The sequence below is a fragment of the Citrobacter sp. S39 genome (assembly GCF_009495675.1).
Lineage (GTDB): Bacteria > Pseudomonadota > Gammaproteobacteria > Enterobacterales > Enterobacteriaceae > Citrobacter > Citrobacter freundii.
The window spans coordinates 3,705,099-3,718,263 of sequence record NZ_CP045555.1; the positions used below are offsets into that span (position 1 = coordinate 3,705,099).

The window sequence follows — 13,165 nt, forward strand, 5'->3', positions numbered from 1 at the left end:
GAGTTAACGAATCTCAACCATGGCGCGACCGCCACGAGCTTCCACTAACTCACCAATGGCGGTGAGATCGATACCGAACTGCGCCGCTGCCGTTTTCACTTCGGCTTCAGCTTCCGGCGTTACCGCCAGCAGTAGGCCACCGGAAGTTTGCGGATCGCACAACAGATCGCGTACCGATTGCGGCATTTCACCCATCAGGTGTCCGTAGCTGGCAAAGTTACGTTGGGTACCGCCGGGTACTGCACCTTGCGCGATGTATTCTTCAACGCCAGGCAGCTTAGGAATATCCTGGTAGATAATTTGCGCCTGAACGCCTGCGCCCTGACACATTTCACTCAGATGCCCCAGCAGACCAAAACCGGTAACGTCGGTCATGGCTTTCACGCCGTCGATATCGGCGAATGCCGCACCGGCAATGTTCATCCGACACATCACTTCTGTCGCCAGTCCTTTGTGTTCTTCCTTCAGTAGTGATTTTTTCTCTGCTGTCGTCAGAACGCCAATCCCCAGAGGCTTGGTCAGGAATAACTTACACCCTGCCTCTGCGGTGCTGTTTTTCTTCACGCGTTCGGTCGGCACAACGCCGGTTACCGCAAGGCCAAAGATAGGCTCTGGGGCATCGATAGAGTGGCCGCCCGCCAGCGCAATACCCGCCTGACGGCAGGCAAAACGTCCGCCTTCGGTGACTTCGCGGGCGATTTCCGGCGCCAGCTTATCCAGCGGCCAGCCCAGAATAGCAATTGCCATAATCGGTTTGCCGCCCATAGCGAATATATCGCTGATGGCGTTAGTCGCGGCGATGCGGCCAAAATCAAACGGATTATCGACAATCGGCATAAAGAAATCGGTGGTGCTGATAACGCTGGTGCCGTTTCCCAAATCGTATACGGCCGCGTCGTCGCGAGTTTCATTACCCACCAGTAAGTTCGGATCAACAAACTTCGCCTGCTCGCTGTGCAGGATGGTTTCCAGCACTTTTGGGGAAATTTTACAACCGCAACCGGCTCCGTGGCTGTATTGCGTTAAACGAATAGCTTGCTCGCTCATGGACATCTCCTGTCATTGCAATCCGGATATGGTAGCGCTCATTCCATGATGTGGTAAGAGTGACTGTCTGAATTCGAGTGTCTTTGCTCAGAATCCAGACAGTTTTGCCGTTGATATCAGAAATAACGGACGAATGCGCTCGGATCGGCAAGGTTGATCGTCGTGGATGCTTTTAGCTGCGGTGTACCCAGATAGAGGAAACCGACGATTTTATCTTGCGGGCGACAGTCGAATGCTTCACGAACGACCGCACTTTCGGTTAATGCACCACTGCGCCAGATACCGCCAAAGCCCTGGGCAATTGCGGCCATCTGCATAGCCATCACCGCACAACCGGCAGACATTTCTTGTTCCCACAGAGGAACCTTGTCGTTTTCTTCACATTTCGCCACCACGGTAATAATCAGCGGCGCGCGAAACGGTGCGTTGCGCGCTTTTTCCTGAGCTTTCTCATCGCTACCTGCGGCAATCGCGCCTTTCTCAAGTACGGTGCTAAAGCGTTCACGCCCTTCACCCTCAATGACATAGAATTGCCACGGTTGCAGCGTTTTGTGGTCCGGTGCGCGCATTCCCGCCCGCAGAATGTTTTGCAGTTGCTCTCCGGCCGGGGCCGGCTCGACAAGACGAGAAGCGCTACGACGGGTGATAAGTAATTCGAGTGCATCCATTTGCTTAACTCCAACAATGAGATTTGTTCACAAAATTAACACGTGAGCGGATTTTGTTACAGCACAGGCGGTGATTCCTGCTGACAAGTGCCTGTCTGGTCATTACGATAGCCTCATCTTATCGCCTTTCTCCGGGATTTCGGGATGGCGTGTTGTTAATCGGTAGGGAGAATACATGCGAACCCTGTGGCGATTTATTGCCGGATTTTTTAAATGGACGTGGCGATTACTTAATTTCGTCCGTGAATTTGTGCTTAACCTGTTCTTCATCTTCTTGGTGCTGGTGGGCGTGGGTATCTGGATGCAGGTCAGCAGCAGCAATACCAGTGAACACGCTGAGCGAGGCGCACTGCTGCTGGATATCTCGGGGGTGATTGTCGATAAGCCGTCGAGCACCAGTCGCTTAAGCGTTATTGGTCGTCAGCTGTTTGGTGCCAGTTCCGATCGCCTGCAGGAAAACTCCCTGTTCGATATCGTGAATACTATTCGCCAGGCAAAAGATGATCGCAACATCACCGGCATTGTGATGGATCTGAAAAATTTTGCCGGGGCCGACCAGCCTTCCATGCAGTATATCGGTAAAGCGCTGCGGGAATTCCGCGACAGCGGCAAACCGGTCTTTGCCGTAGGCGATAACTTCAGCCAGGGGCAGTACTACCTCGCCAGTTTCGCCAATAAAATTTATCTTTCTCCACAGGGGTCCGTTGATCTGCACGGCTTTGCCACCAACGGTTTGTACTACAAGTCCCTGCTCGACAAGCTGAAAGTTTCCACACACGTGTTCCGTGTCGGGACTTATAAGTCTGCCGTAGAACCGTTTATCCGTGATGATATGTCTCCTGCCGCGCGTGAAGCCGACAGCCGCTGGATCGGCGAGCTGTGGCAGAACTATCTCGATACGGTTGCTGCCAATCGCCAGATCCCTGCTCAGCAGGTGTTCCCTGGCGCACAGGCCATGCTGGACGGTTTGACAAAAGTCGGGGGTGATACCGCGAAATATGCGCTCGACAACAAACTGGTGGATGCACTGGCCTCCAGCGCTGAAGTCGAAAAAATGCTGACCAAACAGTTTGGCTGGAGCAAAGCGGATAAAAATTATCGCGCTGTCAGCTATTACGATTACTCACTGAAAACGCCAGCGGATACTGGAGACAGCATTGGCGTTATCTTCGCCAATGGCGCGATTATGGACGGTGAAGAAACCCCTGGGAATGTGGGCGGTGACACGACTGCCGCGCAGATCCGCGAAGCCCGTCTTGATCCGAAAGTGAAAGCAATTGTTCTGCGCGTGAACAGCCCTGGCGGAAGCGTCAGTGCCTCCGAAGTCATTCGTGCTGAGCTGGCTGCGGCAAAAGCGGCGGGTAAACCGGTTGTGGTGTCCATGGGCGGCATGGCGGCATCCGGTGGGTACTGGATCTCCACCCCAGCAAGCTACATTGTGGCGAACCCCAGCACGCTGACCGGTTCAATCGGGATCTTTGGCGTGATCAACACCGTTGAGAACAGCCTGGACTCTATCGGCGTACATACTGACGGCGTAGCGACATCCCCACTGGCGGATATCTCCATCACCAAAGCGTTACCGCCTGAAGTGCAGCAAATGATGCAACTGAGCATCGAGAACGGCTATAAGCGCTTTATCACACTGGTCGCAGATGCGCGTAAGACAACGCCTGAGCAGATTGACAAAATCGCGCAGGGCCACGTCTGGACCGGCCAGGATGCGAAAGCCAACGGTCTGGTAGACAGTCTGGGTGATTTTGATGACGCCGTGGCGAAAGCGGCTGAGCTGGCCAAACTGAAACAATGGCACATTGAGTATTATCAGGACGAACCGACATTCGTTGATATGGTGATGGACAGCATGTCAGGCTCCGTTCGTGCCATGCTGCCTGACGCCATTCAGGCTATGCTCCCACCACCGCTGGCCTCTGCGGCCAGTGCAGTAAAAGCCGAAAGCGATAAGCTGGCCGCATTCAACGATCCGCAAAACCGCTATGCGTTTTGCCTGACCTGCGCCAACGTTCGCTAACTATTGACCCCTCTTCGGGATGAAGAGGGGTTTTCTTTGAGACAGAAGAAAAGTCATGCAGAAAAAATCAATTTACGTTGCCTATACCGGCGGTACCATTGGTATGCAGCGCTCAGAACAGGGTTATATTCCCGTTTCCGGTCATCTGCAGCGCCAGCTGGCATTGATGCCTGAATTCCACCGTCCGGAGATGCCAGACTTCACCATCCACGAATACGCCCCGCTGATGGATTCCTCCGATATGACGCCGGAAGACTGGCAGCATATTGCGGAAGACATTAAAGCGCACTACGACGATTACGATGGTTTTGTCATTCTGCACGGCACTGACACCATGGCGTTTACGGCTTCGGCGCTCTCTTTTATGCTGGAAAATCTTGGCAAGCCGGTCATTGTGACAGGGTCACAAATCCCATTAGCAGAGCTACGTTCTGACGGACAAATCAATTTGCTGAATGCGTTGTACGTTGCAGCAAATTACCCGATCAATGAAGTTACCCTGTTTTTCAACAATCGACTGTTTCGTGGCAACCGTACCACTAAAGCGCATGCTGATGGTTTTGACGCGTTTGCCTCACCCAACCTTGCACCACTGCTGGAAGCCGGGATCCACATTCGTCGGCTGGGAACTCCGCCCGCACCTCACGGTACAGGTGAGTTGATTGTGCATCCTATCACTCCGCAACCGATTGGCGTGGTCACCATTTATCCGGGGATCTCCGCTGATGTAGTACGCAACTTCCTGCGCCAACCTGTAAAAGCATTAATTTTGCGCTCCTACGGCGTGGGGAATGCGCCGCAGAATAAAGAGTTCCTGAAAGAACTTGAAGATGCGAGTTCGCGTGGCATTGTGGTGGTGAACCTTACGCAGTGTATGTCCGGCAAGGTGAACATGGGGGGCTACGCGACAGGCAATGCGCTGGCGCATGCTGGCGTGATTGGCGGCGCGGATATGACCGTCGAAGCCACACTCACCAAACTGCACTATTTGCTGAGTCAGGGACTGGATACGCAGACGATCCGTGAAGCGATGACGCAAAATCTGCGTGGTGAGCTCACGCCTGACGATTAAAGGAGTCTATGCCCATGGCCCGAGCCTTACTGTTGGTCGATTTACAAAATGACTTTTGTGCCGGTGGTGCCCTCGCGGTCCCACAAGGTGACAGCACAATCGATATTGCCAACCGTCTGATTGACTGGTGTGCCTTACGCGGCGACATGGTCGTTGCCAGTCTGGACTGGCACCCGGCTAATCACGGTAGTTTTGCCAGCCAGCATCAGGTCGAGCCCTACAGCCAGGGACAACTCGATGGCCTGGCGCAGACGTTCTGGCCCGATCATTGCGTACAAAACAGCGCAGGTGCGGCCCTGCATCCGCTGCTGAACCAGCGTGCGATAACTCAAACGTTCACTAAAGGTGAGAACCCGCTGGTCGACAGCTATAGTGCGTTTTTTGATAACGGTCGTCGTCAGGCTACCGCGCTAAATGCTTGGCTACTCGAGCGCCGCATTGCCGAGCTCATCATCATGGGTCTGGCAACCGACTATTGCGTTAAATACACCGTACTGGATGCGCTCGATCTTGGCTACACCGTCAGCGTTATTACCGACGGCTGCCGTGGGGTTAATATTCAACCCCAGGACAGTGCAAACGCCTTTATAGAAATGTCGGCGGCGGGTGCAACGCTGTATACGTTGGATGACTGGCTGGAAACCCAACCGTAAGCGATGCCGACAGGGTCACTCCTGTCGGCGCGTTATCTCAGGCCAGCGCTGAAATCTCTTCCAGCGATACTTTGCGTGTTTCGATGCCAAAACAAAAAAGAATCAGCGCGCATAGAACCAACATTATTCCTAACACGATAAAGACCGTAATGGATCCATAGCGGGTCAACAAAATAGCGACGCCATAGGGCGTAAACACAGCGACAATCCTTCCCACCGCATTCACAAAACCTGATCCTCTCAATCTAAGGTGCGTGGGCCATAGTTCTGGGACATAAACTGCAGAGGCAAAGCAGACATACATATACAGAAAAAAAATCATCACCAGCCCGTAGCTCAGAATGGCCCACTCTTCAGTTTGAAGTGAATAGAAATACCCGAGCAATGCGATAATAATCAACAAGAATGAGCCAAACAATCGCCGTGGAAAGCGATCGATAATTAACGCGGCAATAAATATCCCAACTGGCGCGCCAATCATAATTATCGCGGTCATAAATATGGATTTCGTTACATCGATTCCCGAATTAACAAATATAGTCGGGATCCATACCGTAATGGTGTAGAGCGAAATATTCATTGCGATAAGCACCGTGATCGCCACCAGTGTACAGCGCAACATTGGCCCCTTAAACAATAGCCAAAATGAACCACTTGCCGTGCTTAAATCCGCCGACGGGCATTCGTTCCGGCAGGATGGTAAAGTGATGTTTTTTTCTAGCTCAATTTGCGATTCAACCTGCATAAGATGTTTTTCAGCTTCGCTTCTCTTCCCTTTACCAGCCAGCCAACGTGGGGATTCAATATAGTATTTTCCCGACAGATACCAGGCCAACAGCATTGCCATGCCACCGAGCAGAAACATCACCCGCCAGCTTAAAAGTGCAATGATCACGACGCCAATTGCCGCAGATAGCATTGGTGCCCAGTTGCCGACAAATGACAGACGGGCAGACCATTTCCCACGTACCGCGGGTGGAATGAATTCTGTAAATGAGGCATAGCCCACCATAATTAGCGCCCCCATTCCAATCCCCATCAGACAGCGGAAGAAGATAAGCCAGTACATGTTGGGCACAAACGTTGCAGCGCAGGCTGAGGCCCCGACGATTAACAAATTGATACGGAACGCTTTGCGTCGACCGAGATAATCACCAATAAAGCCGCCGGCTAGTGAACCGATAAAGTAGCCGAACATCAGCGCTGAGGTAAACGCGGCATTTAGATAATTGTTTGACCAGCCAGTGTTGACTAATTTTGCTAATACCACATTCCCGGAATAGCTGAGAAAACCGGTTGTTAACAAACTAAAACTAATAATGCCGAAAATACGAAAATGAAATCGAGATAAAGGTAAGCGATCTAATCTTGCGCCGATAGGGTCACATTGTTCCATCTGGATGCCTCAAATTCAGCTAAATAGAAAGTATGGCGATCGCGGCAGAAGCAATTTTGCCGCGCCATCCATCATCATTAGATTCTTATGGCATTTCCCAGGTGCAAACTAGAATAATATCGACACAACCCTCGCTATAGTTAATAAACGAGTTGAATATTATTCTCTTTGCAAAATGCAATCCACTCTGCACCCGGTGCCTTATTGGTTATTAGGTAATTAATATGGCTAAAGTCCACGAGCTGAACGAAAGCTTTACGATCAAACTTTGAGTGATCAACTAACAAGGCCACCTCAGTCGCCTGGCGGATCATGGTTTTTTTGATTTCCGCTTCCGCTTCATTAGAATCAAGCGCCCCACTCTGCATATCCAAACCTTTGCAGCTCATCACCATGATATCAACATGATAGCGGCTGATAATCTCCTTGGTGATTCTTCCCTGCAGCGACAGCGTATTCTTATTCAGCTCACCGCCAGTAGAGACCACGTTAATTTCTGACTGCGCCAGCTCATGAAATGCTTCAGCCGAATTGGTAAGCAACGTCAGATCGTTTCTTTCCTTCAACAGCTTTAATAATTCCATCGCGGTACTGCTGGAGTCGGCAGCCATTGTGGTCTTATTTTTAATAAACGGTAATGCATTACGTGCAATGATCTGCTTTTCTTCGAAGAAAGATTTTGCACGCTTATAAAAATGAATATTGTCGGACAACGCGGTGGTATTGAGCACTGCACCGCCATATGTTCGGGTCAAAAAACCTTCATCTTCCAGTTTTTCAAGATCGCGGCGAATCGTTTCCTCAGTCACCTGAAAGATTGAACTTAAATTAGATACCACCACTTTCTTATCGTTAGCCACCATTTGCTTAATGGCCTGAATCCTGTCTTTTGCCGCCACGATGATACCTCTGTTTCCTGCAAAGTAATAATAAGACCCTAGTATCTCACAGGCTATATTTATTTTCAAAAGAACATGTCTGAATCACAGATTTTAATACTCTTTTACACAGAAACAGAGGTCAATCCTATCTGAATTAATTTATATCCAACGCTTCCGCCATTCGCCTCATCAATAATGAATCATCATCTGTCAGGGGAATGGTTAACGCCTCTACATTCTCGCGAACCTGTTCAGGTGCGGTTGCGCCACTCAGTAAGGTGATCAAATCGCTTTGCTTTAAAATCCACGCCAGAGCTAGTGCGGGGATTGTGCAGCGGTATTTTTCACACAGCGGCTGCCACTGCCCTAGCATATCAATCACCCGCAGCATATTTTCCCGCTGAAACCAGACCTTGTTAGCCCGCGCGCCGCCAGGAACATAATCTCGGGCGATAGTACCGGTCAACAACCCCTGCTCAAGCGGTGAATAGACCTGCACGATGATGCCATTCTGCTGGCATAGCGGCAGCAGTTCAGCTTCCAGCGCCCGGTCAAGAATGCTGTACTTAGCCTGGATAATATCCAGCTCACCGTGTTTGAGATACTCCCTGATATGCCCGGCATTGACGTTCGCCGCACCAATCGAACGGATTTTCCCCTCTTTTTTCAGTGCGTTCAGCGTGTCTACGGTTTCCGCAATCGGCGTAAAACAGGGTTCGACCGACTGCCAGTGGGTCATATAGATATCAATACTGTCGATACCCAATCTTTGCAGGCTGGCATCAACCTCTTCGCGAATAGACTCAGGCGTAAGGTTTTTATACAGCTGGCGATCGCCCACTTTGTTAAACAGGCTGCCTGTTCGCTCCCAGACGATGCCGCATTTGGTTTCAACCACTACCTCGCTGCGCGGCAGCTTTTTCAGCGCCTGACCGACAATCACTTCACTGTTGCCAAAGTTGTAGCCTGGCGCGGTATCAATCAGATTGATACCGCAGCGATACGCCTCAACAATGGTATCGATACAAATCTGCAGATCGAGATCGCCATTCCATGCCGGACCACCGCCAATAGCCCATGTGCCTAATCCCATGCGGGAAAGCGTAATATCCGTACTTCCTAAAGGAATCATTTTCATCTGCCGCTATTACCCTTCGTATTCGTCAAGAAGTTGTTCAACCAGCTTTCTGTTCTTCACACCCGTCGTGGCACCCACGCTCAGTACCGATATTGCCGCCGTTGCATTAGCAAACAGCGCGCAGTCGCGAAGCGGTTTGCCTTCTAGCAGCGCGGAGATAAATCCTGAAGCAAAGTTATCCCCCGCGCCGATGGTGTCGATGGCGGTAATTCCTGACACCGCCGGGACCTCCATTTTCATGTCAACACGCTTTATAAAACAGCCTCTCTTGCCGGTCTTAATCACGACGGTTTTCACGCCACAGTTCAGAAAACTGTCGGCAATCTCATCCAGCGTCTCTTTCCCAGTGAGCAGTTTTGCCTCTTCAAAATTGGGAAACAGATAATCCACGTAGCTCAGCGCTTCACGGATATCGTCCAGCGTTTCATTCAGTCGCGGTTTAATCATATCCGCGCAGATAATGAGCTTATGCGCTTTCGCCTGCGTGAAAATTGCCGTCAGTGCATCGCCATCCAACAACGGGCTATTAAAAATACTCGCCAGCGACAGCAGCTTTGCTTGAGAGAAACGGTCAAAATCAACATCGTTTATATTCAGTTTCCATAAGCTGCCGTTACGGTTAGTCACAAAGGTGCGTTCACCATCAGCGGTGACTAAACCCACGTTAATGGAAGTATCAATATCAGCATCCTGCTTCAGGCTTTTAATATCAATATTCTCCTGACGGCAGTGGTCGACAATAAAATGCCCCGCAGCATCGTCACCTACCCGGCCAATTAACGCCGTGCGATGGCCGAGGCGAGAAATAATCGTCGCCTCATTAATAGCGTCACCTCCCGTGGTCATAGCTATTCGTTCTAATGGATAAGATTCAACATCAAAGATATTTTTACTCACTGGTTGCAAGGGAATATCAACAATTGCCGCCCCTATACAAATAACCTCGATATTATCCATATTGTCATTCCGCTTTACCGTCTGAACCAAACAATTTGATTTTCTCCAGCGCGCGCGCTTTTACGGCTTTACGTACTTCACGTTCAACGTGCAGGAACGGCTGGTCCTGGTTCTCCTGCACCGCCACCATTGCGGCCTGGCACAGTTCGGTGTGAATATTGATTTTCGAAATGCCTAATGAAATGGCTTTTTTGATATCCGCGTCGCTAATGCCGGACGCGCCGTGCAGCACCAGCGGAACGGATACCGCCTGACGCACTCGTTTAACCACGTCAAAGTTCAGTTTCGGTTCGGAGGTGTAGACGCCGTGCTGGTTACCAATCGCTACCGCCAGCGAGTCACAGCCGGTACGCTCGACAAACTCAGCCGCCTGGCTTGGGTCAGTGTAGTGATAACCCGCCAGCGCCTCTTCGTAGACCGTTTCATTACCCACATGGCCCAGCTCTGCTTCGATGGGAATACCCAGCGGGTGGAAGAAATCGACCGCCTCTTTGGTCAGGCGAATATTCTCCTCGAAATCAAAAGCGGAAGCATCACGCATCAGTGAATTCATGCCGTGGGCCCATGCGTTATGGATTATCTCCATGCTGCGTCCGTGATCCCAGTGGGTAATAACCGGCACCGAGGCTTTTTTCGCCATAGAAACCATCATATGCGAAAAATCTTCAAACGAGGTATTACCCACAAAGCCGGTACCGAAGGAGATAATTACCGGCGATTTAGATTCTTCCGCCGCATCAATCACTCCCATTAACATTTCCGCATTCCACACGTTAAAGTGGGCAATTGCATAATGTTTATTTTGAGCATCATTTTCCCAATATTTAATATCTGCCAGCATGGTTATTTCTCCCATTTCAATAGATTAATAATTTACTTTAATAACGCCTTTGATAATTTCACATTTGTTATTAACGGATTCATCAAACGCGCGCTGAACATCTTCATAATCGTAAATATGCGTCACCATCGACTTCACATCAAAACGCCCTGAGGAGATGGCTTCAATCGTGACCGGGTAGCGGTTGGCATAACGGAAAACGGTCTGAATAGACACTTCACGGTTAATTTTGAGGAAATTAATCGCTGAATCACCAGGTACAGTACCCACGATCATGATTTTCCCGCCGCGCATTACCAGATATGGAGCCTGCTTAACAGTGATCGCTGAACCTGCGGTTTCAAAAACAATATCGGCCCCCATATCTCCGGAGAACTGCTGGCAGCGGACAACGGTGTCCTCTTTCGCCCCGTTGATCACGGTCGTCGCGCCAAGTTGCTCGGCCATGGTCAGACGCTTTTCCAGGACATCAACCACCGCAATGTCGGTAGCACCCAAACATTTACAGGCTTGCAGGGTCATTAAACCAATACAGCCCGCCCCCAGAATGACGATTTTCTTGCCCGGTTTAACGTCCGCCAGCATTGCGGCATGCATCCCTACCGCCGCGGGCTCTACCAGCGCGCCTTCCATGGTGTCCATATTATCGGGCAACTTGTAAGTGAAGCTCTCCGGATGGCACAGATAGTGGGTTAGCGCGCCGCGATAATTAGGCTGCGTGGCCATAAAGTCAACATCAGGGCAGATGTTGTATTTCCCTTCCAGGCAGTAGCGGCAGTGACCGCACGGCACGCCCGGTTCGATATTCACCCGGTCGCCGGGTTTAAATTTAGTCACACGGTTCCCTACTGCCACCACCGTACCGGCGCATTCATGCCCCAGACCAATTTCCTGATTGGGATCTTTCGGCGGAATAAAAGGACCCGATTCAAAACCATGAACATCTGACCCACAAATTCCAACGTATTCCACTTTAATCAGCACTTCGTGCTCTTTTGGCACCGGGATATCGGCGGCAATAATTTTCATCGTGCCCGGCGTTTTTAATATCGCTTTTGAATTTTTCATTTTATTTCCCATCAATATTATTTGCTGGTAACTGCATCAATACCGAGACTTTCGACAGAGACGCCTTTGGTTTCAATTCCGATGGTAGCAATGGCGACAGCGACAATAATGGAGACCGCCCCCAGCAGTACAAATACACCCGTCACTCCATAACCGTTAAGCAATACCGCGACCGCATAAGGCGCAGCGATACCACTGATACGCCCTACTGCATTCGCCAGACCAGAACCGCGGAGTTTCGCTTCGGTTGGCCATATTTCCGGAACATAGACTGCCGAGGCATAGCAAACGTACATATAGACAAAAGTAATCAGGAAGAAACCAATTAGCGTAATCAGCAGCATGCTGGTTTGCAGTGAATAGATATATCCCAGCACGGCAATTAACACTAATAACCCTACACCCATGGTCTTTCTCGGAATTTTATCCATTACCAGCATGGCGATAAAAATCCCAAACGGCGCGCCGAACATACTCATGGTATTTAAGACAATGGAGTCTTTCAGATTAATGCCCTGCGTCATAAATATTGTCGGTAGCCAATTAATTAAGGTGTACTGGACGACGTTCATGGCAATCAGAACAAAGGAACCCAAAATAACCCGCTTCAGTAACACCCCTGTTAATAATGCGGAGTACGGAACAGAACACGGTTGTTTGCCATCATCATCTATTACGACTGGGGGCAGCGGCCTACCGGTCTGTCGAATGACACCTTCCTCAATTGCCCGCATCACCTTTTCGGCTTCCTGGTAGCGCCCGCGAGACTCCAGCCAGCGAGGCGACTCAGGGAAACTGCGCCAGGCAATAACCGTTGCTATGAGCGACAGCACCGCAGGAATCAACAACTGTACGCGCCAGTTCCATTCCGCGCTGATAACTGGCGTCAGCCCCATCGCAATCAGCGAACAGAGTGGATAAGACCAGTTGCCGATAAACGAGACCCGACTCGACCATGTACCACGATTTCTGCCAGGCATATATTCGGTAAACCCGGCAAATAAGGTCACTAACAGCGCGCCTAATCCAACTCCCATTACAAAACGGCAGGCGATCAGAAAGGTCATATTGGGTGAAAACGCACCCACGATCATAGAAATAATATGAATCGCTTCATATAGAATAAATGCGTTTTTACGCCCGATTTTATCGCCAATAATTCCCCCACCGAGCGCGCCGAGAAACATTCCAGCCGTCGTAATGGCAGAGAACGTGGCGGTGGTGGAATTATCAGTCCAGCCAAGTTCTTTTAACTGCGCGAGAATTAATCCGCCGACGGCATTACTCCAGCAAACCAGTAATCCGAAGGCAACCATCGCAAACATTGACGTATGCCAGCGACAGTCAGGTAGCCTGTCCAGTCTGGCGCCGCAGTGCGGTTTTGCTATTTGTTCCATGCGATAACGTCCTTT

General features: G+C 50.4%; 12 protein-coding genes. 3 read left to right on the forward strand and 9 right to left on the reverse strand.

Translation table 11 applies throughout. The features are described from left to right. Positions 1-3: 3 nt before the first annotated feature. Both selD and GFB57_RS17690 read right to left on the reverse strand, forming a co-directional pair. On the reverse strand, positions 4-1,047 hold the full coding sequence (gene selD / locus GFB57_RS17685) for a selenide, water dikinase SelD (protein ID WP_003030669.1): 1,044 nt from the start codon (positions 1,045-1,047) through the stop codon (positions 4-6). Positions 1,048-1,163: 116 nt separating this feature from the next. Beyond that, on the reverse strand, positions 1,164-1,715 hold the full coding sequence (locus GFB57_RS17690; protein ID WP_003030670.1) for an NAD(P)H nitroreductase: 552 nt from the start codon (positions 1,713-1,715) through the stop codon (positions 1,164-1,166). A gap of 175 nt (positions 1,716-1,890) precedes the next feature. On the opposite strand from GFB57_RS17690, the gene sppA reads away from it, so the two are divergent. The 3 genes from sppA to pncA are packed head-to-tail and all read left to right on the forward strand — an operon-like array spanning position 1,891 to position 5,472. Then, positions 1,891-3,747, forward strand: a complete 1,857-nt coding sequence (gene sppA / locus GFB57_RS17695; RefSeq protein ID WP_290366843.1) for a signal peptide peptidase SppA — start codon at positions 1,891-1,893, stop codon at positions 3,745-3,747. 55 nt (positions 3,748-3,802) lie between these two features. Further along, complete coding sequence (gene ansA, locus GFB57_RS17700) at positions 3,803-4,819, forward strand: asparaginase (RefSeq protein WP_003030673.1); 1,017 nt, start codon at positions 3,803-3,805, stop codon at positions 4,817-4,819. A gap of 8 nt (positions 4,820-4,827) precedes the next feature. Next, entirely contained in the window at positions 4,828-5,472 is a 645-nt protein-coding gene (pncA, locus tag GFB57_RS17705; RefSeq protein WP_085952494.1) for a bifunctional nicotinamidase/pyrazinamidase, read from the forward strand. 37 nt (positions 5,473-5,509) lie between these two features. Here pncA and GFB57_RS17710 read toward each other — a convergent pair whose 3' ends face one another. The 7 genes from GFB57_RS17710 to GFB57_RS17740 form a co-directional block, all read right to left on the reverse strand. Then, the gene (locus tag GFB57_RS17710) at positions 5,510-6,868 is read right to left on the reverse strand and encodes an MFS transporter (protein ID WP_003030676.1); all 1,359 of its coding nucleotides are present in this window, start codon (positions 6,866-6,868) and stop codon (positions 5,510-5,512) included. Between the two features lie 140 nt (positions 6,869-7,008). Then, on the reverse strand, positions 7,009-7,767 hold the full coding sequence (locus tag GFB57_RS17715) for a DeoR/GlpR family DNA-binding transcription regulator (RefSeq protein WP_003030679.1): 759 nt from the start codon (positions 7,765-7,767) through the stop codon (positions 7,009-7,011). A 136-nt stretch (positions 7,768-7,903) separates the two neighbouring features. Then, a complete protein-coding gene (locus GFB57_RS17720; RefSeq protein WP_008320453.1) occupies positions 7,904-8,887 on the reverse strand; it encodes an aldo/keto reductase in 984 nt (327 codons plus the stop codon). Positions 8,888-8,896: 9 nt separating this feature from the next. After that, the gene (locus tag GFB57_RS17725) at positions 8,897-9,844 is read right to left on the reverse strand and encodes a sugar kinase (protein ID WP_003030681.1); all 948 of its coding nucleotides are present in this window, start codon (positions 9,842-9,844) and stop codon (positions 8,897-8,899) included. 4 nt (positions 9,845-9,848) lie between these two features. Then, the gene (locus GFB57_RS17730) at positions 9,849-10,685 is read right to left on the reverse strand and encodes a ketose-bisphosphate aldolase (protein WP_003030682.1); all 837 of its coding nucleotides are present in this window, start codon (positions 10,683-10,685) and stop codon (positions 9,849-9,851) included. Between the two features lie 24 nt (positions 10,686-10,709). Continuing rightward, positions 10,710-11,753 (reverse strand): NAD(P)-dependent alcohol dehydrogenase, encoded by a 1,044-nt coding sequence (locus GFB57_RS17735; RefSeq protein WP_003030683.1) that lies wholly within the window; start codon positions 11,751-11,753, stop codon positions 10,710-10,712. A gap of 17 nt (positions 11,754-11,770) precedes the next feature. Next, positions 11,771-13,150 carry an MFS transporter gene (locus GFB57_RS17740; RefSeq protein ID WP_003030684.1) on the reverse strand — a complete coding sequence of 460 codons (1,380 nt, stop codon included), beginning with the start codon at positions 13,148-13,150 and terminating at the stop codon, positions 11,771-11,773. Positions 13,151-13,165 lie beyond the last annotated feature (15 nt).

Bases quoted from the DNA above. Each gene is read 5' to 3' on its own strand.
- selD (WP_003030669.1), bottom strand. From the start codon at position 1,047: ATGAGCGAGCAAGCTATTCGTTTAACGCAATACAGCCACGGAGCCGGT.
- GFB57_RS17690 (WP_003030670.1), bottom strand. From the start codon at position 1,715: ATGGATGCACTCGAATTACTTATCACCCGTCGTAGCGCTTCTCGTCTT.
- sppA (WP_290366843.1), top strand. From the start codon at position 1,891: ATGCGAACCCTGTGGCGATTTATTGCCGGATTTTTTAAATGGACGTGG.
- ansA (WP_003030673.1), top strand. From the start codon at position 3,803: ATGCAGAAAAAATCAATTTACGTTGCCTATACCGGCGGTACCATTGGT.
- pncA (WP_085952494.1), top strand. From the start codon at position 4,828: ATGCCCATGGCCCGAGCCTTACTGTTGGTCGATTTACAAAATGACTTT.
- GFB57_RS17710 (WP_003030676.1), bottom strand. From the start codon at position 6,868: ATGGAACAATGTGACCCTATCGGCGCAAGATTAGATCGCTTACCTTTA.
- GFB57_RS17720 (WP_008320453.1), bottom strand. From the start codon at position 8,887: ATGAAAATGATTCCTTTAGGAAGTACGGATATTACGCTTTCCCGCATG.
- GFB57_RS17725 (WP_003030681.1), bottom strand. From the start codon at position 9,844: ATGGATAATATCGAGGTTATTTGTATAGGGGCGGCAATTGTTGATATT.
- GFB57_RS17730 (WP_003030682.1), bottom strand. From the start codon at position 10,685: ATGCTGGCAGATATTAAATATTGGGAAAATGATGCTCAAAATAAACAT.
- GFB57_RS17735 (WP_003030683.1), bottom strand. From the start codon at position 11,753: ATGAAAAATTCAAAAGCGATATTAAAAACGCCGGGCACGATGAAAATT.
- GFB57_RS17740 (WP_003030684.1), bottom strand. From the start codon at position 13,150: ATGGAACAAATAGCAAAACCGCACTGCGGCGCCAGACTGGACAGGCTA.